We start from the raw sequence: 23,689 nt of genomic DNA, 5'->3' as shown, positions 1-23,689 counted from the left end.
GCCCGGTCGGGCCCATCTCAGTCCAGTCCATGCTTCAGGCTCGCCGCCGCCGCAAACGGTCCGATCACCAGGCTGACCAGCGACAGCGCGCAGAGGATCGAAAACGGTGCGCCGAATGACATGGGCCCGTTGATCGCGGCTTGCGACGCCGCGACCCCGAAGATCAGCACCGGGATCGACAGCGGCAGCACCAGCACCGCCATCAACAGCCCGCCGCGATGCAGCGTCACCGCCAGGGCGGCGCCGATCATGCCGGTGAACGTCAGGGCCGGCGTGCCGGCGAGCAGCGTCAGCGCCACCGCGCCGGTGGCGACCATGTCGAGGTTGAGCAGGAGGCCGAGCACGGGGGTTGCGACAATCAGCGGCAGGCCGGCCGCCAGCCAATGCGCCAGCGCCTTGGCGGCGCAGGCGAGTTCCAGCGGCGTCCGGCTCATCGTGATCAGGTCGAGCGAGCCGTCCTCGTGGTCGGCCATGAACAGCCGGTCGAGCGTGAGCAGGCTCGCCAGCAGCGCGCCGAGCCACAGGATCGCCGGCCCCAGCCGCGACAGCAGTGCCAAATCCGGCCCCACCGCGAACGGCATCAGCACCACCACGGTCAGAAAGAACAGCACCCCAATCAGCGCCCCGCCGCCAACGCGGAGCGCGATCCGGATGTCCCGGCGGATCAGGGCGGCAAGGGCGGTCATGGGGTGGCTCCGGCCGCGAGGCGGCCAGGTGAGCCCGGCTCGCGCCCGAGGCAAGCCGCGCTCCCTCCCCCGCTTGCGGGGGAGGGTTGGGGAGAGGGTGTCTCCGCGTTGGAACTATTGAGGATTGCGGTGAGCGTCCCCGCGCGGCGAGAGCCCTCACCCGCCGCGCTCTGCGAGCGCGTCGGCCTCTCCCGCAAGCGGGAGAGGCGAAGCAAGCCCCGTGAAAGCCATAGGCGATTGCTCTCCCCCACAAGGGGGCGGGACCGGACAGGGCGCCGGCCGGCCGCTTGGAAAACTGAGGGTCCACTGGAATCACGCCATGCCTCCGATCCGCAACTCGCGCGCCTCGATCCCGAGCGGGGCGTGGGTGGCGGCCATGATCATGCCGCCTCGTCCGAGGTGATCGCTCATCAGGCCGCCGAACATGTCCTGGCCGGCCATGTCCAGCGCCGTGGTCGGCTCGTCCAGCAGCCAGACCGGGCGGCGAACGGCGATCAGCCGGGCCAGCGAAAGCCGGCGGCGCTGGCCGGCGGAGAGGAAGGCTGCGGGCAGATCGGTGGCATGGTCGAGGCCCACGGCGGCGAGGCTCTCGGTCGCGTCAAAACGCTCTCCGCCGAGGAAATCAGCCCAGAATGCCAGATTCTCCGCCACGCTCAGGGCCGGTTTGAGGGCGTCGCGATGGCCGAGATAGTGGCACTGCTCGGGAAGCGTCAGCTCGGCGTTGCCTCCGTCGAGCGTGATTATGCCACCAGCCGGAATCAGCAGGCCCGCGACCAGCCGCAGCAGCGACGTCTTGCCCGATCCGTTGCGCCCCGTCACAGCCAGTGCCTCCCCGGCGGCGGCCCCGAAATCGAGGCCGGCAAACACCTCGCGGCCGCCGCGCACGCAGACGAGGCCGTGGCCGGAGAGCCGCATGCTGCTTCGCGTCGAAGCCGTCAACGGAGCCTCCAGAAGGGCCTCAGGGAAAACCCTAAGAAAAACTTGGGGTAGCGCATCGGAATTTTTGGCTCGCGAATTGCTGCGGTACGATTGTGGCTGTGGCGGCGCGGTTAGAAAGCTTCTATAAGCCCGGAACTACTTGATGCAGCAACTCAACCTGCTCCTGCAAGCGACCCCACCGGATTCGCTGGACGGTGTTAAGATACCCCTTGCCGGGTATAACTAACAATTGGGATTCCTTTCATGACCTCGCTCGACAGCTTCAAATGCAAAAAGACCCTCAAGGTCGGCGCCAAGACCTATGTCTATTACAGCCTGCCCACGGCCGAGAAGAATGGTCTGAAGGGAATTTCGAAACTCCCCTATTCGATGAAGGTCCTGCTCGAGAATCTGCTCCGCAACGAGGACGGCCGCACGGTCAAGAAGGACGACATCGTCGCGGTGTCGAAATGGCTGCGCAAGCGGTCGCTGGAGCATGAGATCGCGTTCCGCCCCGCCCGCGTGCTGATGCAGGATTTCACCGGCGTGCCCGCCGTGGTCGATCTCGCCGCGATGCGCAACGCCATGCAGAAGCTCGGCGGCGATGCCGAGAAGATCAACCCGCTGGTGCCGGTCGATCTCGTCATCGACCACTCCGTGATCGTGAACTTCTTCGGCGACAACAAAGCCTTCGGCAAGAACGTCACCGAGGAATACAAGCAGAACCAGGAGCGCTACGAATTCCTGAAGTGGGGCCAGAAAGCGTTCTCGAACTTCTCCGTGGTGCCGCCCGGCACGGGCATCTGCCACCAGGTCAATCTCGAATATCTGTCGCAGACGGTCTGGACCAAGAAGGAGAAGATGACGGTCGGCAAGAAGACCGGCACCTTCGAGGTCGCCTATCCCGACTCGCTCGTCGGCACCGACTCCCACACCACCATGGTCAACGGCCTCGCCGTGCTCGGCTGGGGCGTCGGCGGCATCGAGGCCGAAGCCTGCATGCTCGGCCAGCCGCTCTCGATGCTGCTGCCCACCGTCGTCGGCTTCAAGCTGAAGGGCGCGATGAAGGAAGGCGTCACCGCGACCGACCTTGTGCTGACCGTGACGCAGATGCTGCGCAAGCTCGGCGTGGTCGGCAAGTTCGTCGAATTCTTCGGCCCCGGCCTCGATCACCTCTCGGTCGCCGACAAGGCGACCATCGCCAACATGGCGCCCGAATATGGCGCGACCTGCGGCTTCTTCCCGGTCGACGCCGCTGCGGTCGATTATCTGAAGACCTCCGGCCGCGCGGCGCCGCGCGTCGCGCTGGTGCAGGCCTATGCCAAGGCGCAGGGCCTGTTCCGCGCCGCGAAGTCGGTGGATCCGGTGTTCACCGAGACGCTCACGCTCGACCTCGGCGACGTCGTGCCGTCGATGGCCGGCCCGAAGCGTCCCGAAGGCCGCATCGCGCTGCCCTCGGTGGCCGAAGGCTTTTCGCTCGCGCTCAGCAGCGAATACAAGAAGGCTGACGAGCCCACGAAGCGCTTCCCGGTCGAGGGCAAGAATTTCGACCTTGGCCATGGCGACGTCGTGATCGCCGCGATCACGTCCTGCACCAACACCTCGAATCCGAGCGTCCTGATCGGCGCCGGGCTGCTGGCCCGTAACGCTGCCGCGAAGGGCCTCAAGGCCAAGCCGTGGGTCAAGACCTCGCTGGCTCCGGGCAGCCAGGTGGTCGCGGCCTATCTCGCCGATTCCGGTCTGCAGACCGATCTCGACAAGGTCGGCTTCAACCTGGTCGGCTTCGGCTGCACCACTTGCATTGGCAATTCCGGTCCGCTGCCCGAACAGATTTCGAAGTCGATCAACGACAACGGCATCGTCGCGGCCGCCGTGCTCTCCGGTAACCGCAACTTCGAAGGCCGCGTCTCGCCGGACGTGCAGGCGAACTATCTGGCCTCGCCGCCGCTCGTCGTCGCCCACGCGCTCGCGGGCAGCGTCACCAAGAACCTCGCCACCGAGCCGCTCGGTGAAGGCAAGGACGGCAAGCCGGTCTACCTCAAGGACATCTGGCCGACGACGAAGGAGATCAACGCGTTCATGAAGAAGTTCGTGACCGCGTCGATCTTCAAGAAGAAGTATGCCGACGTGTTCAAGGGCGACACCAACTGGCGCAAGATCAAGACTGTCGAGAGCGAGACCTATCGCTGGAACATGAGCTCGACCTATGTGCAGAACCCGCCCTATTTCGACGGCATGAAGAAGGAGCCGGAGCCGATCACCGACATCGTCGAGGCGCGCATCCTCGCCATGTTCGGCGACAAGATCACCACCGACCACATCTCGCCGGCGGGCTCGATCAAGCTTACCTCTCCGGCCGGCAAGTATCTCAGCGAGCACCAGGTGCGTCCGGCCGACTTCAACCAGTACGGCACGCGGCGCGGCAACCACGAAGTGATGATGCGTGGCACCTTCGCCAACATCCGCATCAAGAACTTCATGCTCAAGGGCGCCGACGGCAACATTCCGGAAGGCGGCCTCACCAAGCACTGGCCCGACGGCGAGCAGATGTCGATCTACGACGCCGCGATGAAGTACCAGCAGGAGCAGGTGCCGCTGGTGGTGTTCGCCGGTGCCGAATACGGCAACGGCTCCTCGCGCGACTGGGCCGCGAAGGGTACCCGTCTGCTCGGCGTGCGCGCCGTGATCTGCCAGAGCTTCGAGCGCATCCACCGCTCCAACCTGGTCGGCATGGGCGTGCTGCCGCTCACCTTCGAGGACGGCACCTCCTCGTCGTCGCTCGGTCTGAAGGGCGATGAGAAGGTCACGCTGCGTGGTCTCGTCGGTGACCTGAAGCCGCGCCAGAAGCTGACCGCGGAGATCGTCTCCGGGGACGGTTCGTTGCAGCGCGTTTCGCTGCTCTGCCGAATCGATACGTTGGACGAGCTCGATTACTACCGCAACGGCGGCATCCTGCACTACGTGCTGCGCAAGCTCGCTGCGTAAGCGCGGATTTGTGAACAATGGCTCACTGGTAAGTGAGTAGAAGGTTCAACGAAGGCGGCCTATCACAAGGCCGCCTTCGTGCGTTAAGGCATGCTTCGGATGGGCCCGACTGGCGGAAAATCGCGCATCGGACGGTTGGATGTACTATGCCCGTAAGACTACGGTGACCATCAGGCGATAGGATATCCTCCACGCGTACGAAATGGCGTTCGACATGACTGGTTCGACATGACTGCAATGATGGCTTCTCATTTGGCTTCGCGATGGTCCGGCGCACTCTGGTCGGGGGCGCTCGGTATCTGCGCCATCGTCGCCGTCATCCGTCCCGCGGAGGCCGATCCCCGCGCCGTCGTCGAGCTCTTCACCTCCCAGGGCTGCTCGTCCTGCCCGCCCGCCGACAAGGTCATCGGCGAGCTCGCCAATGATCCCTCGGTCATCGCGCTGAGCATGCCGATCGATTATTGGGACTATCTTGGCTGGAAGGACACGCTGGCCGATTCGCGCTTCTCTGCGCGGCAGCGCGCCTATTCGCGCATGCGCGGCGACCGCGAGGTCTATACCCCGCAGGTCGTGGTCAACGGCTCTGCGCATGTGATCGGCAGCGATCGTGCCGGCATCGAAAGCGCGATCGGCAGGACCGACAAGGGCGCCGGCGTGATGAGCGTGCCCGTGACGATGTCGCTCGCGGGCAAGCAGATCAACGTCTCGGTGGCGCCGAGCAGCGCGCCCGCGGTTTCGCATGGCGAGGTCTGGATCTGCTCGATAGCAAGATCGGTCCCGATCGAGATCAGCCGCGGCGAAAACCGCGGGCAGCAGATCACCTACCACAACGTCGTGCGCAACCTGCTCAAGGTCGGCGACTGGAACGGACATCAGGAAAGCTGGACGGTACCGATCGAGAACCTCACGTCGCGCGACGGCGTCGACGGCGCGGTAGTCTATGTCCAGGATGGCAGCCGCGAGAAGCCCGGCCCGATGCTCGGCGCGGCGTACACCTCATTGCATTGACGCGACTGACTAGATCATCTCAGATCAAATTAACCGTCGTCATTCTGGGGTGCGAGGCGCGAGCTACGGTGCGCAACTGCGCACCTGAGAATCCATCGATCCATTTGCCGAGTTGAGAAATGGATTCCGGGTCCGCGCCAAGAGGCGCGTCTCGGAATGACGAGGCACCAGAAACATCCCGCCACAAACAAAAAAGGACCAACTCGCGTTGGCCCTCCTTGTCGTGCGTACAGACCCGATCCTCGCGACCCCGGGGGGCTGGGGGCTGAGGAATCCGGAACCGAAAGGACCGGGTCAACGCACGCAATCCTTTTCGCAATGCAGGGCGGCAGTCGCTAGGCGGAAAAAAGGCGATACTATGATTCCTGCTAACGATCCCGTGACGGTTTGCCGCCGCAAAGTTCCACCGTTGCGTGTGTCATGATTCCGCAGCCGGCCTCGCCGCCGAGCGAGAGCGCTCCCTGGCAACAGCCCTTGCAGGAGCCTCTTGCGATTGCGAACGGTTGGAGCAATCATGCAACCGTCATGATCGGCGGTTCCGGGGACGGTCTTCGCGCACGCGATCATGCTGATGCGACAGGAGGCGCTCCATGAGTCTGACGTCGGAGGATGCCGATCCGAGCGAACAGCGCGCAGTGGCGCGTCCCGCCGCTGCGATTGCCCAAGCGAACCGGGTGACGTTCAACCGGCTCGAACTGAACCGTATCCTCAATCTGTATGGCCGCATGGTCGCGGACGGCGAGTGGCGCGACTATGCCATCGACTTCCTGAAAGACCGCGCGGTGTTCTCGGTGTTTCGCCGCGCTTCCGAAGTGCCGATCTACCGCATCGAGAAAGACCCGCGGCTCGCGCGCAAGCAGGGCATGTACAGCGTGATTTCGGCGACCGGCCTGATCCTGCGCCGCGGCCACGAGCTCGAGCGCGTGCTGCTGGTGATCGACCGGAAATTGGCGGTGGTGTAGCCGCACTTTCGCAGCCCGGATGGAGCGCAGCGCAATCCGGGTCGTCGTGCCGGCGGATAATCTGCCCCGGATTTCGCTGCGCTCCATCCGGGCTACGGGCCCTACTTCCCCGGCACCGTGCTTGCGCCCTCACCGAGGTCGCGCTGCATCATCACCGTGTCGAGCCAGCGACCGAATTTCAGCCCGACATTGGGATGGGTGCCGATCATCTTGAAGCCGCCTTTGGCATGGACGCCGATCGAGCCGGCATTGGCGGAATCGCCGATGACAGCGATCATCTGGCGGAAGCCGCGCGCCTCGCATTCGATGACCAGCCGCTCCAACAGCAACAGGCCGATGCCGCGGCGGTGGAACGACGGATCGAGATAGATCGAGTTCTCGACCGTGAAGCGATAGGCCGGCCGCGGCCGGTAGGCGCCGGCATAGGCGTATCCCGCGACGCGCCCCTCGAGCATGGCGACGAAATAGGGGTAGCCGCCGTCCACCAGGGCGCGGTAGCGCCGCGTCATCTCGGCCAGGTCAGGCGGCTCCAGCTCGAACGTCGCAGTGCCCTCGCGAACGGCCTGCTGGTAGATGGCGGTGATGGCGGGAAGGTCCGCCTCAAGGGTGGGCCTGATTTCGGGTGCGGACATGGCAAGAGATTAGAGCCTTCCCGCGGCGGCTGGAAGGGGGCAGTAGCCTCTCTCCACGTCGTCATTGCGAGCGAAGCAGCCTCCATCTTCTCTGCTGTCATGCCCCGCGTAGGCGGGGCATCCAGTACTCCGAGACAGCGCGGCTAGAACCGAGCCGCTGCGGCGTACTGGATCGCCCGCCTTCGCGGCCGATGACAGCGGTGGGTGCTGCGACGTCCGGCCCAAACAAAAACCCCGGCCTCGCGGCCGGGGTTGGTGTCGTTCGCCCTGGTCTGGCGCTTAGTCGCGCTGGCCGAGGAGCTGCAGCAGCAGCGTGAACAGGTTGATGAAGTTCAGGTACAGCGACAGCGCGCCCGTGATCGCCGCACGGTCTGCGATGTCACCGCCGGCCGAGGCGTAGCCGTAGATGTACTCGTTCTTCAGCCGCTGGGTATCCCAGGCGGTGAGGCCCGCGAACACCAGCACGCCGACCACCGAGACGATGAACTGCAGCGCCGAGCTCGCCAGGAACAGATTGACCAGGCTCGCGATGATGATGCCGATCAGGCCCATGAACAGGAACGATCCCATCCCGCTCATGTCACGCTTGGTGGTGTAGCCGTACAGGCTCAATGCGCCGAAGGTCGCCGCAGTGATGAAGAACACCCGCACGATCGAGGTGTGCGTGAACACCAGGAAGATCGAGGACATCGAGACGCCCATCAGCGCCGCGAACACCCAGAACAGGATCTGGGCGGTCGAGGGAGCGAGACGATTGATGCCTGCCGAGATCACGAACACCATGGCGAGCGGCGCCAGCATGAACAGCCATTTCAGCGGGCTCACGAACATGGCGTAGCCGAACGGCGTCAGGAACAGCTTGCCGACCCGGACGGCTTCCGGGGTCGGAACGTCCGTGACGGCGGCCATGTAGACGCCGAGCGCGGCGAGGCCGGTGATGGCGAGGCCAATGCTCATGTAATTGTAGATGCGCAGCATGTAGGCACGCAGGCCGGCGTCGACCGTCGCGGCGTCAACACGCCCGGCGGCCCTGCCGAAAGGAGAAGCGTAGTTACGGTTGAGGTCCGACATGGTCGAATTCCCGTTGGTTGCCCGGTCCGGCATGAGGGTTGCCATACCGCCGGTTCGTCAAATTCTATCTCGGATACCGATGTCTGCCGACATTAAATTTGGCTAACAATCGGGGCTCCGAACCCATCCGATATGTGGGAAACTAACACATCTGCTGCAACCGTCCATGCGCGGCCGAATGTCGCCCTTGGCGCGCAATCCCGGCGGGCAGATGTGGTTAACCACGGGAATGCCCGGATTCGGCTCCCGCGCGGCCATCCGCTTCAATTTGTCACAAATTCCGCAACACCGTGGCGGGCTTTTTGTTCAACGCCAAGAGCGTGCCGGCAAGGCCGAGCCCGACGGTGACGACCAAGGCGGCCGCGACCACGCCGGCGGCGCTGCCGGCCTGCCAGACGAAGCTCAGCGTCATCAGCCGCGTCACGATCATCCAGGCGGCGATGCTGCCGGCGGTCACGCCGAACATAGCGGTGGCGAGCCCGATCAGGAGGTACTCGAGCGCGTAGGCACCGAGCAGCCGCAGCCGCGTCGCGCCCAACGTCTTCAGGATCACCGCATCATAGACCCGGTGGCGGTGACCGGCGGCCAGCGCGCCGCCCAGCACCAGGATCGCCGAGATCAGGGTCACGGCGCTGGCGCCGCGGATCGCCAGCGCCAGATTGGTCACAACCGCGCCGACCGTCTCCATCACCTCCCGCACGCGCACGCTCGTCACCGTCGGATAGGCGTCGGCAACCTGCTTGATGATCTTGCCGTCGCCCGCGGCATCGCCTGCTGCTTCGGTCAGCGTTGCGATATGGGTGTGCGGCGCGCCCTTGAAGGCGTTCGGCGAGTACACCAGCACGAAATTGATCCCGAGCCCCTGCCAGTCGATGGTGCGCAGATTGCCGATCCTGGCCGGGATGTCGCGGCCGAGCACGTTGACCACGATCTCGTCGCCGAGCTTGAGGCCGAGGCCGTCGGCGATCTTCTTCTCGATCGAGACCAGCGGCGGGCCGGAATAGTCGGCGCTCCACCATTCGCCCTCGACCACCTTGGAGCCTTTCGGCAGCTCGCCGGTATAGGTCAGGCCGCGGTCGCTTTGCAGCACCCATTCGGCATCGGTCGTCGGCTTGAGATCTTCGGCGCGGACGCCGCGGGCTCCGACGATGCGGCCGCGCAGCATCGGCACGTCCTCGACCTTCGCGCCCGGCGCGATCCGCCGCAGATAATCGTCGAATGGGGCTGCCTGCGCGCTCGGAATGTCGATGAAGTAGAACGACGGCGCGTGGTCCGGCAGCGCCGCCAGGAATTGCCGGCGCAGATTGCCGTCGACCTGGGTGATGGTCACGAGCACAGCGAGCCCGAGGCCGAGCGAGAGCACGACGGAGGGCGTCAGCGCGCCGGGGCGGTGGATGTTGGCGATCGCAAGCCGCAGCATCGGAAGTCGCGTGCGTGGCAGGTGACGTGCGATCGCCATCAGGAGCGCAGCGACTCCGCGGAGCAGCGCGAACACGACGACGGACGAGAGCACGAAGATCGCGGCGATGCGCTTGTCGAACGACAATCCGATCACGACGGCAATGAGCAGCGCGACGACCACGGCCATGAAGGCGAGATAGCTCGCGCGTGGCCGATGCCACTCGTTGCTGATGGTGTCGCGGAACAGGGCTGCGACCGGCACGTCATGCACGCGCCCGAGCGGCCAGAGACCGAAGGCCAGCGCCGTCAGCAGGCCGTAGACGAACGACAGCGCGAGCTCATCGATATGCACGGCCGGCACCACCGGCAGGGGCAGAAGCTTGCCGAACAGGTCGACGATGGCGAAGGGCATTGCGGCGCCGAGCGCAAGCCCGATCAGCGAGCCGATCGCAGCGAGCAGTATCACCTGCGCAAGATAGATACCGAACACGTCGCGCCCGGTGGCGCCGACGGCCTTGAGGGCTGCGATCACCTCGAGCCGGCGATCGATATGGCTCTTCACGGCATTGGCGACGCCGACGCCGCCGACCAGCAGCGCGGCGAGGCCAACCAATGTGAGGAATTGCGTGAAGCGGCTGATGTTGCGCTCGAGCTGCGGCGAGGCATTGGAGCGGCTGCGGACCTCCCAGCCAGCCTGCGGCGCGGCGTTGCGCGCGTCCGCGATGAAGGCATCCGTGGCGCGGTCGCCGTTGGCGGCGTCCGGCAGCTTCACCCGGTAAACCCAACGCACCAGGCTGCCGGGCTGGATCAGGCCGGTGGCGCGCAAGGCCGCTTCGCTGATCAGGAAACGCGGGCCGAAGCCGATGCCGCCGGCGAGCTTGTCGGGTTCGGCCTCGACCGTGCTGCGGATCTGGAAGGTCGCGGCGCCGATGGTGACGCGGTCGCCGGTCTTCAGGGATAGCCGCGCCAGCAGCGTCGGATCGGCGGCGGCGCCGAATGCGCCGTCGCGGTCTGCGAGCAGGTCGGACAGCGGCATCTGCGGCGCCAGCGTCAACTGTCCGAGCATCGGATAGCTGTCGTCGACCGCCTTCATTTCGACCAGCGCCAGCTGGCCGTCGGCCGAACGCGCCATGCCGCGCAGGGTGGCGGCGACCGAGACGGTGCCGCGCGAGCGCAGGAAGGCAACCTCTTCGGGCTTGGCCTCGCGCTGAAACAGCACGAAAGAAACGTCGCCGCCGAGCAACGTTCGGCCTTCGCGCGCAAGCCCGTCGCTGAGACTTGCGGAAACCGAGCCGACGCCGGCGATCGCCATCACCCCAAGCGCGATACAGGCGATGAAGACATAGAAGCCGCGCAGGCCGCCGCGCAATTCACGCAATGCGTAGCGTAATGACAAGGCCACGCCGTTCGGGCGCGTGAACGCTTCGGCTGCCGCGCTCATGCTTGAATCGTCTGCGTGTCGATGCGGCCCGAGCGCAGGCGGATGACGCGATCACAGCGATGCGCAAGCGAGGCATCGTGCGTGACCAGCACCAGTGTCATGCCGCGCTCGGCATGCTTGCCGAACAGGAGGTCGACGATCTGCTTGCCGGTGGCTTCGTCGAGATTGCCGGTCGGCTCGTCGGCGACCAGGATTGCGGGATCTGGCGCCAGCGCGCGGGCGAGCGCGACGCGCTGCTGCTCGCCGCCGGAGAGCTGCGTTGGATAATGATGCAGGCGATCGCCAAGTCCGACCGACTGCAGTTCCTGTGCGGCGCGCTTGGCAGCGTCGGGATTGCCGGCGAGTTCGAGCGGCACCGCGACGTTCTCCAGCGCCGTCATGGTCGGGATCAGGTGAAAGGATTGGAAGACGATGCCGACCTGACGGCCGCGGAAGCGGGCCAGCGCGTCCTCGTCGAGGGCATTGAAAGGCGTGCCGTCGACCACCACCTCTCCGCTATCAGGACGCTCCAGCCCCGCCATCACCATCAGCAGCGTGGATTTGCCCGAGCCTGACGGGCCGATCAGACCAATGGTCTCGCTACGGCCGACCCGCAGGCTGATATCCTTGAGGATGTGAACGCGTGCCGCCCCCGTACCCAATGACAGATTGACGTTGGAGATGGCGATGGTGTCCGGCGTGGTGCCGGCGAGCGAAGAGGATTCGATGCGACTGTCCATGGTCCGGTCATATGGCAACTCCGCTGGCGCGGTCGAGAGGCGTTACGGATTGTTCATGCACATAGCCGTGTTGATGCTCGCCTTGATGACGGTCGCGAACATGCCATCCGCCCAGGCACAGCCGGCGGCCAAACCGATCAAGCTCGTCGTCCTCGGCGATTCCTTAAGTGCCGGTCTCGGCCTTCCGGCCCAGGAGGCATTCCCCGCCAAGCTTCAAAAAGCCTTGCAGGCCAAAGGCATAGCCGTTGACATGACAAATGCCGGCGTGTCTGGCGACACCGCCTCCGGGGGCCGCGACCGCCTCGACTGGTCGGTGCCGGACGGAACCGACGGCGTGATCGTCGAGCTCGGCGCCAACGACGCGCTGCGCGGCATCGACCCCGATTTGACGCGGGCCGCACTGACCGACGTCGTCGCACGGCTGAAGGCGCGCAAGATTTCAGTCATGCTGTGCGGCATGCTGGCGCCGCCGAATTACGGCGCCGACTATGCCGCGCGCTTCAATTCGATTTATCCGGATCTGGCGAAAAAATTCGACGTGCCGCTGTATCCGTTCTTTCTTGACGGCGTCGCGGCCGATGCCAAGCTCAACCAGGCCGACGGCATTCATCCGACAGCTGCGGGCGTCGACATCATCGTCAACAACATGATGCCCAGTGTGGAGGCATTTCTTGGCACGATCAACGAGCAACGGCGTTGAAAAGCAGGCAGTGCTAACCCTATTCCCAGGGTTTTACCGGGGTGACGGGCGCCATGCTTCGCAGAGTCACACAACTGCGATAGAATCAAGGTACCGGTGATTCGTCACCGGCTCTAAAATTTGGATATGATCCTTGTCCAAGGATCGTGCCCAAGCATCGGGAGTGCGAAACGATGCCGCGTTTGTTCACTGGTCTGGAAATTCCGGCCGAGATCGGCCAGACGCTTTCCAATTTGCGGGGCGGCCTTCCCGGCGCCCGATGGATCGATCCCGAAAATTATCACGTCACCTTGCGTTTCATCGGCGATATCGACGGCATGTCCGCCAACGAGATCGCCTCGATGTTGTTTCGCGTCAACCGCAAGCCGTTCGAGGTGAAGCTGCAGGGCCTCACGAGCTTCGGCGGCCGCAAGCCGCGCGCCGTGGTCGCCACCATCGCACCGAGCAAGCCGCTGATCGAATTGCAGGCCGAGCTCGAACGCATGATGCAGCGGATCGGCCTCGACCCCGAGGGCCGCAAGTTCATCCCACATGTCACGCTGGCCCGTCTGCACGACGCCTCCGACCGCGACGTCGCCGATTATCTCTCGCTGCGCGGCTATTTTCCAAGCAAGGCCTTCGTCGCCGAGCGCTTCGTGCTGTTCTCGTCCCGCGCCTCTACCGGCGGTGGGCCGTATGTGGTCGAGGATGCCTACGAGCTTAGTCCGTGAACTTAGCTTGTAAGATGATGAGGTGAAGCTCGCCCATATGACGCGAGGACGTGCAACGTCGATCGCGATCAGAACGGCAATCCGTGCTTGTCATATCCCACAATTTCGTCCGGCGTCCGGTCGGCTACCACAGGCAACTCGCTCCAGCGTCGACGGATTGCGACCATGTCTTCCAAGAGAGCGGTTTTGCGGCGTTGATTATCAATCCGGCTGAGCCGCTCCTCGAGAGCTCGCTTCGTCGCGATCTCAACCGTCTCGCCGGTGAGTTGCGCCAGACTCCGCGCCAGACGCTCGGTCTCGGAATCCTCGATGCTCAGAGCCATGTCAGGGAATCCCAAGGTGACCTGTTTAACCCTCTGATATCTAAAGCCTACGCCCGCTCCTACGTGGACTGGGTCAAGCGCATACGCCCCTTGCATCGATATACCATTGCAATTTGCCTCCGTCTCTGGCGGTAAGAGCCATGCTCTCCACCCCCAGTTCCTCATTCCGCGAGGCCTATCAGGCCCAGATCGCATCCGGCGCCATCGAGCCTGATGCAGCCCAAGCCGAGATCGTCGAGGCCTATGCGGCGCTCGACCAGCGGCTCGCGAGCTACAAGCCGCAGCGCAAGCAGGGCCTGCTCGGCCGCCTGTTCGGTGGTGACAAGGACGAGGCGCCGCACGGGCTCTACGTCCATGGCGAGGTCGGACGCGGCAAGACCATGCTGATGGATCTGTTCTTCCAGCACAGTAGCGTCGAGCACAAGCGGCGCGCGCATTTCCACGAGTTCATGGCCGACGTGCATGAGCGCATCTACGACTATCGCCAGGGCATCGCGCGCGGCGAGATCGCCGATGCCGACGTCATCGCGCTGACTGCGCATGCGATCTTCGAGGAGAGCTGGTTGCTCTGCTTCGACGAATTCCACGTCACCGACATTGCGGACGCGATGATCCTCGGCCGCCTATTCGCCAAGCTGTTCGAGTTGGGGACCGTCGTGGTCGCGACCTCCAATGTCGCGCCCGACGATCTCTACAAGGGCGGTTTGAACCGCTCGCTGTTCTTGCCCTTCATCAAGCAGATCACCGACCACATGGACGTGCTGCGGCTCGATGCGCGCACCGACTTCCGGCTCGAGAAACTTCAGGGTGTGCCGATGTGGCTGACGCCGGCGGATGCAGATGCGCACACCGCGCTCGACCGCGCCTGGTCGAAGATGACCGGCGGTGCCAGATGCAAGTCCCGCGATATTTCGATCAAGGGCCGCATCCTGCACGTGCCGTGCTCGGCCCACGGCGTGGCGCGGTTCACGTTCGCCGATCTCTGCGAGAAGCCGTTAGGGGCATCGGACTACCTCAGGCTCGCGCACGATTATCACACCATCCTGGTCGACCATATTCCGGTGATGGACTTCTCCCAGCGCAACGCTGCCAAGCGTTTCATCACCCTGATCGACACGCTCTACGACAATGCCGTGAAGCTGATGGCCTCGGCCGATGCCAATCCGATTTCGCTCTATCTTGCCCACGAAGGCAACGAGGCCAACGAGTTCAAGCGGACCTCGTCGCGCTTGATCGAGATGAGCTCGGAATCCTATCTGGCGCTGCCTCACGGCCGCAAGGATTCCACCGCCAGCGGCTCGACCAAAGGCCTGGTAGAGACTTAAGTCCTATTTGCCCGCGCGGTCATTCCGGGGCGCCCGCTCTTCGCGGGCGAACCCGGAATCCCGAAGTTGTGGCGCGAGATTCCGGGTTCGCGCTGGCGCGCGCCCCGGAATGACGGACGGGTGTTCTGGCTGCTATCTCGGCAAGCCCGACAATTGGGCATCCGGCGACTTGAACGCTGCAAGCGAAAGGGATAACCACCTCGTCAGTTTCCCCTCCTTACGTGTCTAAAGGACAGGTTCACATGGCGCGCGACAAGATTGCTTTGATTGGCTCCGGCCAGATCGGCGGAACGCTGGCTCACCTCATCGGCCTGAAAGAACTGGGCGACGTCGTGATGTTCGACATCGCCGAGGGCGTGCCGCAGGGCAAGGCGCTCGACATCGCGCAGTCCTCGCCGGTCGACGGTTTTGACGCACATTACACCGGCGCGAACTCCTACGAGGCGCTCGACAACGCGAAGGTCTGCATCGTCACCGCCGGCGTGCCGCGCAAGCCCGGCATGAGCCGCGACGATCTCCTCTCCATCAACCTCAAGGTCATGGAGCAGGTCGGTGCCGGCATCAAGAAGTACGCTCCGGATGCCTTCGTCATCTGCATCACCAACCCGCTCGACGCGATGGTGTGGGCGCTCCAGAAGGCCTCCGGCCTGCCGCACAAGAAGGTCGTCGGCATGGCCGGCGTGCTGGATTCCTCGCGCTTCCGCTACTTCCTGGCCGACGAGTTCAACGTCTCGGTCGAGGACGTCACCGCCTTCGTGCTCGGCGGCCATGGCGACACCATGGTGCCGCTGGTAAAGTACTCCACCGTCGCCGGCATCCCGCTGCCCGACCTCGTCAAGATGGGCTGGACCTCGCAGGCGCGCCTCGACGAGATCGTCGACCGCACCCGCAACGGCGGCGCCGAGATCGTCAACCTGCTCAAGACCGGCTCGGCCTTCTATGCGCCGGCGGCCTCCGCGATCGCGATGGCCGAGAGCTATCTTCGCGACAAGAAGCGCGTGCTGGCCTCGGCCGCCTATTTGAACGGCGAATACGGCGTGAAGGACATGTATGTCGGCGTGCCCGTCGTGATCGGCGCCAAGGGCGTCGAGCGCGTCGTCGAGATCGAGCTCGCTGGCAAGGACCGCGAGGCCTTCGACAAGTCGGTCGGCGCGGTGCAGGGCCTGGTCGACGCCTGCAAGAAGATCGCCCCCGATCTTCTCGGCCGGTAACCGCAACACTCCCCGCCGAAGACCGAAACCGGTCTTCGGCGGTTTCACTTCCGGGCCCCGCCAAACCTTGTTTAGGGTTGGGCGGGTTCCGGGCCGGCAGATGTCTCGATGTCAACGAATCCGTGTTGCAGTTCTGGTGGTATATGGTATGCCAGCCACAAGACTGAGGTGGGCCCATGGGGTCACCGCCCGCGGGTTCAGGGAGCGACCATATGAATATCCATGAATATCAGGCCAAAGCGCTGCTGAACGAGTTCGGCGTCGCGATTTCCAAGGGCGTTCCCGTCCTGAAGGCGGCCGATGCGGAAGCCGCGGCCAAGGCTCTCCCGGGCCCGGTCTGGGTGGTGAAGAGCCAGATCCACGCCGGCGGTCGCGGCAAGGGCAAGTTCAAGGAGGCTTCGGCCGGCGACAAGGGCGGCGTCCGCATCGCCAAGTCGGCCGCGGAAGTCACCGAATTCGCCAAGCAAATGCTCGGCGCCACGCTGGTGACGATCCAGACCGGCCCCGCCGGCAAGCAGGTCAACCGTCTCTACATCGAGGACGGCTCCGACATCGACAAGGAGTTCTACCTGTCGATCCTGGTCGACCGCGAGACCTCGCGCGTCTCCTTCGTGGTGTCGACGGAGGGCGGCGTCAACATCGAGGACGTCGCGCACAACAGCCCCGAGAAGATCGTGACCTTCTCGGTCGATCCGGCGACCGGCATCATGGGCCATCACGGCCGCACGGTTGCGAACGCGCTGAAGCTCTCCGGTGATCTCGCCAAACAGGCCGAGAAGCTCACCGCGCAGCTCTACACGGCGTTCGTCGCCAAAGACATGTCGATGCTGGAGATCAACCCGCTGGTGGTGACCAAGCAGGGCCAGCTTCGCGTGCTCGACGCCAAGGTCTCGTTCGACGACAATTCGCTGTTCCGTCACCCCGAAGTGCTCGCGTTGCGCGACGAGACCGAAGAAGACGCCAAGGAAATCGAGGCGTCGAAATACGACCTCAATTACGTCACGCTGGACGGCAATATCGGCTGCATGGTCAACGGCGCCGGCCTCGCCATGGCGACGATGGACATCATCAAGCTCTACGGCATGGCGCCGGCGAATTTCCTCGACGTCGGCGGCAGCGCCAGCAAGGAGAAGGTCGCAGCCGCCTTCAAGATCATCACCGCGGACCCCAACGTGAAGGGCATCCTGGTCAACATCTTCGGTGGTATCATGAAGTGCGACGTGATCGCCGAGGGCGTCACCGCCGCGGTGCGTGAAGTGGGCCTCGGCGTGCCGCTGGTGGTTCGCCTCGAAGGGACCAATGTCGAATTGGGCAAGAAGATCATCCGTGAATCCGGGCTGAACGTTGTGCCGGCGGACAATCTCGACGACGCCGCGCAGAAGATCGTGAAGGCCGTCAAGGGAGGCTAAGGCCATGACCCAGGACCATCTCGCCGCATCATCCCCACTTGCAGAGCACGCGCGCCTTGCCGCGTTCGCCGGCGAATGGAATGGCGAAGAGGTGGTCTTCCCGTCGCGCTGGACCACTGGCGGGCCGGCCACCTCGCACACCGTGGCGCGCATGGATCTCAACGGGTTCTACTTGATCCAGGACAGTGTCCAGACGCGCGACGGCAAGCCGATCTTCGCCACCCACGGCCTCTTCACCTACGACCGCGAGGACCGGACCTACAAATTGTTCTGGTACGATTCGCTCGGCTACACGCCGCCCTCGCCCGCTTCGGGTGGCTGGGTCGGCAAGACCCTGACGCTGGTGCGCGGCTCGCTACGCGGCAATGCACGCCACGTCTACGAGATCATCGACGACAATTCCTATTCGTTGAAGATCCAGTTCTCGCCGGACGCGGAAGGCTGGGCCGACGTGCTCACCGGCGTCTATCGCCGCATCCATTGACCTCTCACTGTTAGTTTCGCGAAAGCAGACCTCATGTCCATCCTGATCGACAAGAACACCAAGGTCATCTGCCAGGGCTTTACCGGCAAAAACGGCACCTTCCACTCGGAGGCGGCGATTGCCTATGGCACCAAGATGGTCGGCGGCACCTCGCCGGGCAAAGGCGGCGCGACGCATCTGGGCCTGCCGGTGTTCGACACCGTGCGCGAGGCGCGCGAGAACACCGGCGCGGACGCATCGGTGATCTACGTGCCGCCGCCGGGCGCCGCGGACGCGATCTGCGAAGCCATCGACGCCGAGATCCCGCTGATCGTCTGCATCACCGAAGGTATTCCGGTCATCGACATGGTCCGCGTGAAGCGCTCGCTGGCCGGCTCCAAGTCGCGCCTGATCGGGCCGAACTGCCCGGGCGTCATGACCGCCGGCGAGTGCAAGATCGGCATCATGCCGGCCAACATCTTCAAGACCGGCAGTGTCGGCATCGTCTCGCGCTCGGGTACGCTGACCTATGAAGCCGTGTTCCAGACCTCCCAGGAAGGCCTCGGCCAGACCACCGCGGTCGGCATCGGCGGCGACCCGGTCAAGGGAACCGAGTTCATCGACGTGCTGGAAATGCTGCTCGCCGACCCCAAAACCGAGTCGATCATCATGATCGGCGAGATCGGCGGTTCCGCCGAGGAGGACGCCGCCCAGTTCCTCAAGGACGAGACCAAGCGCGGCCGCAAGAAGCCGATGGTCGGCTTCATTGCCGGCGTGACCGCACCTCCCGGCCGCCGTATGGGCCATGCCGGCGCGATCATTTCAGGCGGCAAGGGCGACGCCGGTTCCAAGACCGACGCGATGAAATCGGCTGGAATTACAGTGTCGCCGTCTCCCGCCCGCCTCGGGCACACGCTTGCCGAAAAGTTGAAAGGCTAATTCACTTCTTCGTACTTTTCCGGGCGAAGTTTCGCAGCAAATAGGGTAAATGGTGCCGCTCTGAGCCTCTGCCGGGGGGCCCAGTGCCAGCGCCGTTTGTGACGCGCGAACCGAAATCGCCAGGAACTTAAGCATGTCTCGCCAGGACGCGAACGCAGCCTTTGCCCTTTCATCTTTTTTGCAGGGCACCAACGCCACCTACATCGACGAAATCTACGCCCGCTACGAGCAGGACCCGTCCTCGGTGGACACCGAGTGGCAGGAGTTCTTCAAAAGCCTGAAGGATCAGCCGGACGATGTCCGCCGCAATGCCCAAGGCCCGTCCTGGGCGCGCGCCAACTGGCCGCTGACGCTCCAGGATGACCTGACCTCCGCCCTCGACGGCAATTGGGCGGAAGTCGAAAAGGTGGTCGGCAGCAAGATCGCCGCCAGGGCCCAGGCCAAGGCGGGTGACAAGCCCGGCGACAAGGGGGCGGGCATTTCGTCCGCCGAGGTGCTTCAGGCGACCCGTGACTCGGTCCGCGCCCTGATGCTGATCCGCTCCTACCGCATGCGCGGCCACTTCCATGCCAAGCTCGATCCGCTCGGCATCGAAGCCCCGCGCAACCGCGAAGAGCTCGACCCGCGCACCTACGGCTTCAGCGAAGCCGATTTCGACCGCAAGATCTTCCTCGATCACGTGCTCGGCCTCGAATACGCCAATCTGCGCGAGATCACCGCGATCTGCGACCGCACCTACTGCCAGACGCTCGGCGTCGAGTTCATGCACATCAGCAACGCCGCGCAGAAGGCCTGGATCCAGGAGCGCATCGAAGGGCCGGACAAGGAGATCTCGTTCACCCGCGAAGGTCGCCGCGCCATCCTGATGAAGCTGGTCGAAGCCGAAGGTTTTGAAAAGTTCTGCGATACCAAGTTCACCGGCACCAAGCGTTTCGGTCTCGACGGCGGTGAATCCCTGATCCCGGCGCTCGAGCAGATCATCAAGCGCGGTGGCAATCTCGGCGTCAAGGAAGTCGTGGTCGGCATGCCGCATCGCGGCCGCCTCAACGTGCTGACGCAGGTCATGGGCAAGGCGCATCGCGCGCTGTTCCATGAATTCAAGGGCGGCTCGGCCAATCCGGACGCGGTCGAAGGCTCGGGCGACGTCAAGTATCATCTCGGCGCATCATCCGACCGCGAGTTCGACGGCAACCGCATCCATCTCTCGCTGACCGCCAATCCGTCGCATCTCGAGATCGTCGATCCCGTGGTGCTCGGTAAAGTCCGCGCCAAGCAGGATCAGCATGGCGATCCGCCGGACCAGCGCATTTCGGTGATGCCGCTGTTGATGCACGGCGACGCCGCGTTCGCCGGCCAGGGCGTGGTCGCGGAATGTTTTGGCCTCTCCGATCTGAAGGGCTACCGCACCGGCGGCTCCGTGCACTTCATCGTCAACAACCAGATCGGCTTCACTACGTATCCGCGCTATTCGCGCTCCTCGCCTTATCCCTCCGATGTGGCGAAGATGATCGACGCGCCGATCTTCCACGTCAACGGCGACGATCCGGAAGCCGTGGTGTTCGCGGCCAAGGTCGCGACCGAGTTCCGGCAGAAATTCCACAAGCCCGTCGTCATCGACATGTTCTGCTACCGCAGGCATGGCCATAACGAGGGCGACGAGCCGGCGTTCACCCAGCCGGTGATGTACAAGAAGATCGCGGCTCATCCGACGACGCTTGAGCTCTACGCGCGCCGCCTGATCAGCGAAGGCGTGATGACCGAGGGCGAGGTCGAGAAGGCCAAGGCCGACTGGCGCGCGCGGCTCGATGCCGAGTTCGAGGCGGGCACCTCCTACAAGCCGAACAAGGCCGACTGGCTCGACGGCAAGTGGGCCGGCTTCAAGATCGCCGATCAGGAAGAAGATGCGCGGCGCGGCGTCACCGGCGTCGACATCACTGCACTGAAGGACATCGGCCGCAAGATCACCAAGGTGCCGGACGGCTTTCGCGTTCACCGCACCATCCAGCGCTTCCTCGACAACCGCGCCAAGGCGATCGACACCGGCGCGGGCATCGACTGGGCGACCGGCGAGGCGCTGGCGTTCTGCACGCTGCTCAACGAGAACCACCATGTCCGCTTGTCGGGCCAGGATTCCGAGCGTGGCACCTTCTCGCAGCGCCACTCGGTCCTGATCGATCAGGAGGACGAGAGCCGCTACACGCCGTTCAACCATCTCGGCCACGAGCAGGGCCATTACGAGGTCATCAACTCGCTGCTGTCGGAAGAGGCCGTGCTCGGCTTCGAATACGGCTACTCGCTCGCGGAGCCGAACACGCTGACGCTGTGGGAAGCCCAGTTCGGCGACTTCGCCAATGGCGCGCAGGTCGTGTTCGACCAGTTCATCTCCTCGGGCGAGCGCAAATGGCTGCGCATGTCCGGCCTCGTCTGCCTGTTGCCGCACGGCTATGAGGGCCAGGGACCGGAGCATTCCTCGGCCCGCCTCGAGCGTTACTTGCAGATGTGCGCGGAAGACAACATGCAGGTGGTCTATCCGACCACGCCGGCGAACTATTTCCACGTGCTGCGTCGCCAGCTTCACCGCGAGATCCGCAAGCCGCTGATCCTGATGACGCCGAAATCGCTGCTGCGCCACAAGCGTGCAGTGTCGCGCCTGGAGGAGCTCGCCAAGGGAACGACCTTCCATCGCATCCTCTATGATGACGCCCAGATGCAGCCGAGCGAGGCGACCAAGCTCGTTCCGGACGAGAAGATCCGCCGCATCGTGCTCTGCTCCGGCAAGGTCTATTACGACCTCTACGAGGAGCGCGAGAAGCGCGGCATCGACGACATCTATCTGATGCGCGTCGAGCAGCTTTATCCGGTGCCGCTCAAGGCGCTGGTGGCCGAGCTGTCGCGCTTCAAGAAGGCGGAAGTGATCTGGTGCCAGGAAGAGCCCCGCAACATGGGTGCGTGGCACTTCATCGAACCCTATCTGGAATGGGTGCTGAACCAGGTGAACGGTGCGAGCCGGCGTCCGCGCTATGTCGGCCGCGCCGCTTCCGCCGCGACTGCCACGGGCCTGATGTCGAAGCACCAGGCGCAGTTGAAGGCGTTCCTGGACGAAGCATTGAGCTAATCAATTCTTGACTAAAGTCATGCCCCGCAAATGCGGGGCATCCAGTGCTCCGCGGCGTTCGTTCTGATCACGAAAGTCACGGCGTACTGGATCGCCCGCCCCCGTGCGCAAGCGTGCACAAGGCGGGCGATGAGATGTGAAATTCATGACCGCATCGGCGATCCCTTAAGGAAAAGACCATGACTGAAATTCGTGTGCCGACGCTCGGCGAATCCGTCACCGAGGCCACCATCGGCCGCTGGTTCAAGAAGGCGGGCGACCCCGTCGCCGTCGACGAGCCCCTGGTTGAGCTCGAGACCGACAAGGTCACCATCGAAGTCCCGGCACCCTCCGCCGGCACGCTGAGCGAGATCGTCGCTGCCGATGGCGCCACCGTTGCGGTCGGTGCGCTGCTCGGGCAGATCACCGAGGGCACGGCAGGCGTCGCAAGGACGCCCGCCAAGCCTGCGGCCGCGCCCGCGCCTGCTCCCGTCGCCGCGGCCCCGGCCGCCGCCCCCGCGGCATCGAAAGCACCGCCGGCCGACGCGCCGCTGGCACCGTCCGTGCGAAAGCTCTCCGCCGAGACCGGGATCGATGCCTCGACCGTTCCGGGCTCCGGCAAGGACGGCCGCGTCACCAAGGGCGACATGCTCGCCGCGATCGAGCGCGCGGCCTCCGCGCCGACGCCGGTCAATCAGCCCGCCGCCGCCGTCCAGGTGCGCGCGCCGTCGCCGGCCGATGACGCCGCCCGCGAAGAGCGCGTCAAGATGACCCGGCTGCGCCAGACCATCGCGCGCCGCCTCAAGGACGTGCAGAACACTGCGGCGATGCTGACGACCTTCAACGAGGTCGACATGACCAACGTGATGGCGCTGCGGGCGCACTACAAGGACGCGTTCGAGAAGAAGCACGGCTCGAAGCTCGGCTTCATGGGCTTCTTCACCAAGGCGGTTGTGCAGGCGCTGAAGGACATCCCGGCCGTCAACGCCGAGATCGACGGCACCGACCTGATCTACAAGAATTACTATCACATCGGCGTCGCCGTCGGCACCGACAAGGGCCTCGTCGTTCCCGTCGTGCGCGATTGCGACAACAAGTCGATCGCCGATATCGAGAAGGGCATCGCCGATTTCGGCCGCCGCGCCCGTGACGGCCAGCTCAAGATCGACGAGATGCAGGGCGGCACCTTCACCATCACCAATGGCGGCATCTACGGCTCGCTGATGTCGACCCCGATCCTGAACGCGCCGCAGTCCGGCATTCTCGGCATGCACAAGATCCAGGAGCGCCCGATGGTGATCGGCGGCAAGGTCGAGGTCCGCCCGATGATGTATCTGGCGCTGTCCTACGATCACCGCGTGATCGACGGCAAGGAAGCCGTGACCTTCCTGGTTCGCGTCAAGGAGAGCCTGGAAGATCCCGCGCGCCTGGTGCTGGACCTCTGAGGGAGGGTTTCATGGAAGAACCGGCGCTTCTTCTTTCCCTCCTGCCGTTCCTTCTGACCACTCTTATTTTCTTCTTCTTTGCGATTCCGATAAGTCGCAGGAAGGGTAAGGGTGTCGGTTTTGCCGCTTGGTGCCTGATTCCGTTCCTCACTCCCTTCATCCTGTTTCACCTGGCGAGCTTGACGGACAAGGGCGTGCTGGATCGATTGGCAGCTCTCGAGGGCAAGCGCGAATAGCTATGGGGCCT

Annotated in this window: 20 protein-coding genes; 13 read left to right on the top strand and 7 right to left on the bottom strand. The window is 64.4% G+C overall.

Annotated features, from left to right (window positions below):
- Positions 1-17: 17 nt before the first annotated feature.
- Positions 18-686: a heme exporter protein CcmB gene (gene ccmB / locus AB8Z38_RS22405; RefSeq protein WP_369719973.1), complete on the bottom strand. Its 669-nt coding sequence runs from the start codon at positions 684-686 to the stop codon at positions 18-20.
- 312 nt (positions 687-998) lie between these two features.
- Positions 999-1,601: a heme ABC exporter ATP-binding protein CcmA gene (ccmA, locus tag AB8Z38_RS22400; RefSeq protein WP_369726574.1), complete on the bottom strand. Its 603-nt coding sequence runs from the start codon at positions 1,599-1,601 to the stop codon at positions 999-1,001.
- 267 nt (positions 1,602-1,868) lie between these two features.
- Here ccmA and acnA point away from each other — a divergent pair, with 267 nt between their 5' ends.
- From acnA to AB8Z38_RS22385, 3 genes are all read left to right on the top strand, one after another.
- Positions 1,869-4,589: an aconitate hydratase AcnA gene (acnA, locus tag AB8Z38_RS22395; RefSeq protein WP_369719972.1), complete on the top strand. Its 2,721-nt coding sequence runs from the start codon at positions 1,869-1,871 to the stop codon at positions 4,587-4,589.
- 228 nt (positions 4,590-4,817) lie between these two features.
- A complete protein-coding gene (locus tag AB8Z38_RS22390; RefSeq protein ID WP_369719971.1) occupies positions 4,818-5,597 on the top strand; it encodes a DUF1223 domain-containing protein in 780 nt (259 codons plus the stop codon).
- A 590-nt stretch (positions 5,598-6,187) separates the two neighbouring features.
- Positions 6,188-6,559, top strand: coding sequence for a DUF2794 domain-containing protein (locus AB8Z38_RS22385; RefSeq protein ID WP_369719970.1), 372 nt, complete (start codon positions 6,188-6,190; stop codon positions 6,557-6,559).
- Positions 6,560-6,660: 101 nt separating this feature from the next.
- Here AB8Z38_RS22385 and AB8Z38_RS22380 read toward each other — a convergent pair whose 3' ends face one another.
- The 4 genes from AB8Z38_RS22380 to AB8Z38_RS22365 form a co-directional block, all read right to left on the bottom strand.
- Positions 6,661-7,191: an N-acetyltransferase family protein gene (locus tag AB8Z38_RS22380; RefSeq protein ID WP_369719969.1), complete on the bottom strand. Its 531-nt coding sequence runs from the start codon at positions 7,189-7,191 to the stop codon at positions 6,661-6,663.
- Positions 7,192-7,470: 279 nt separating this feature from the next.
- Positions 7,471-8,262: a Bax inhibitor-1/YccA family protein gene (locus AB8Z38_RS22375; protein WP_369719968.1), complete on the bottom strand. Its 792-nt coding sequence runs from the start codon at positions 8,260-8,262 to the stop codon at positions 7,471-7,473.
- 271 nt (positions 8,263-8,533) lie between these two features.
- Complete coding sequence (locus AB8Z38_RS22370; protein ID WP_369719967.1) at positions 8,534-11,104, bottom strand: ABC transporter permease; 2,571 nt, start codon at positions 11,102-11,104, stop codon at positions 8,534-8,536.
- Positions 11,101-11,823 (bottom strand): ABC transporter ATP-binding protein, encoded by a 723-nt coding sequence (locus tag AB8Z38_RS22365; RefSeq protein ID WP_369719966.1) that lies wholly within the window; start codon positions 11,821-11,823, stop codon positions 11,101-11,103. The genes AB8Z38_RS22370 and AB8Z38_RS22365 overlap by 4 nt, the downstream gene beginning before the upstream one ends.
- Before the next feature lie 55 nt (positions 11,824-11,878).
- Between AB8Z38_RS22365 and AB8Z38_RS22360 the strand changes: the two genes are divergently transcribed.
- Both AB8Z38_RS22360 and thpR read left to right on the top strand, forming a co-directional pair.
- The gene (locus AB8Z38_RS22360; protein ID WP_369726573.1) at positions 11,879-12,523 is read left to right on the top strand and encodes an arylesterase; all 645 of its coding nucleotides are present in this window, start codon (positions 11,879-11,881) and stop codon (positions 12,521-12,523) included.
- A gap of 173 nt (positions 12,524-12,696) precedes the next feature.
- On the top strand, positions 12,697-13,233 hold the full coding sequence (thpR, locus tag AB8Z38_RS22355) for an RNA 2',3'-cyclic phosphodiesterase (protein WP_369719965.1): 537 nt from the start codon (positions 12,697-12,699) through the stop codon (positions 13,231-13,233).
- 68 nt (positions 13,234-13,301) lie between these two features.
- Here the strand turns inward: thpR and AB8Z38_RS22350 are convergent, their stop codons facing one another.
- Entirely contained in the window at positions 13,302-13,556 is a 255-nt protein-coding gene (locus tag AB8Z38_RS22350) for a type II toxin-antitoxin system VapB family antitoxin (protein ID WP_369719964.1), read from the bottom strand.
- Positions 13,557-13,696: 140 nt separating this feature from the next.
- Here AB8Z38_RS22350 and zapE point away from each other — a divergent pair, with 140 nt between their 5' ends.
- The 8 genes from zapE (at position 13,697) to AB8Z38_RS22310 (ending at position 23,678) form a co-directional block, all read left to right on the top strand.
- Positions 13,697-14,881, top strand: coding sequence for a cell division protein ZapE (zapE, locus tag AB8Z38_RS22345; protein WP_369719963.1), 1,185 nt, complete (start codon positions 13,697-13,699; stop codon positions 14,879-14,881).
- 242 nt (positions 14,882-15,123) lie between these two features.
- The gene (gene mdh, locus AB8Z38_RS22340; RefSeq protein ID WP_148755121.1) at positions 15,124-16,092 is read left to right on the top strand and encodes a malate dehydrogenase; all 969 of its coding nucleotides are present in this window, start codon (positions 15,124-15,126) and stop codon (positions 16,090-16,092) included.
- 212 nt (positions 16,093-16,304) lie between these two features.
- Positions 16,305-17,501 (top strand): ADP-forming succinate--CoA ligase subunit beta, encoded by a 1,197-nt coding sequence (gene sucC, locus AB8Z38_RS22335; protein ID WP_369719962.1) that lies wholly within the window; start codon positions 16,305-16,307, stop codon positions 17,499-17,501.
- 4 nt (positions 17,502-17,505) lie between these two features.
- Positions 17,506-17,985 carry a DUF1579 family protein gene (locus AB8Z38_RS22330; RefSeq protein ID WP_369719961.1) on the top strand — a complete coding sequence of 160 codons (480 nt, stop codon included), beginning with the start codon at positions 17,506-17,508 and terminating at the stop codon, positions 17,983-17,985.
- 33 nt (positions 17,986-18,018) lie between these two features.
- Entirely contained in the window at positions 18,019-18,903 is an 885-nt protein-coding gene (gene sucD, locus AB8Z38_RS22325) for a succinate--CoA ligase subunit alpha (protein ID WP_369719960.1), read from the top strand.
- A 133-nt stretch (positions 18,904-19,036) separates the two neighbouring features.
- On the top strand, positions 19,037-22,018 hold the full coding sequence (locus AB8Z38_RS22320) for a 2-oxoglutarate dehydrogenase E1 component (RefSeq protein WP_369719959.1): 2,982 nt from the start codon (positions 19,037-19,039) through the stop codon (positions 22,016-22,018).
- Positions 22,019-22,197: 179 nt separating this feature from the next.
- Positions 22,198-23,442 (top strand): 2-oxoglutarate dehydrogenase complex dihydrolipoyllysine-residue succinyltransferase, encoded by a 1,245-nt coding sequence (gene odhB / locus AB8Z38_RS22315; protein ID WP_369719958.1) that lies wholly within the window; start codon positions 22,198-22,200, stop codon positions 23,440-23,442.
- An 11-nt stretch (positions 23,443-23,453) separates the two neighbouring features.
- Entirely contained in the window at positions 23,454-23,678 is a 225-nt protein-coding gene (locus AB8Z38_RS22310; protein ID WP_369719957.1) for a hypothetical protein, read from the top strand.
- Positions 23,679-23,689: the final 11 nt, after the last annotated feature.

The sequence above is a fragment of the Bradyrhizobium sp. LLZ17 genome, from assembly GCF_041200145.1.
In the GTDB taxonomy this organism is placed as follows: Bacteria; Pseudomonadota; Alphaproteobacteria; order Rhizobiales; family Xanthobacteraceae; genus Bradyrhizobium.
Note: the sequence above shows the minus strand (reverse complement) of the source record. Positions and strands in the feature narration are given on the sequence as shown.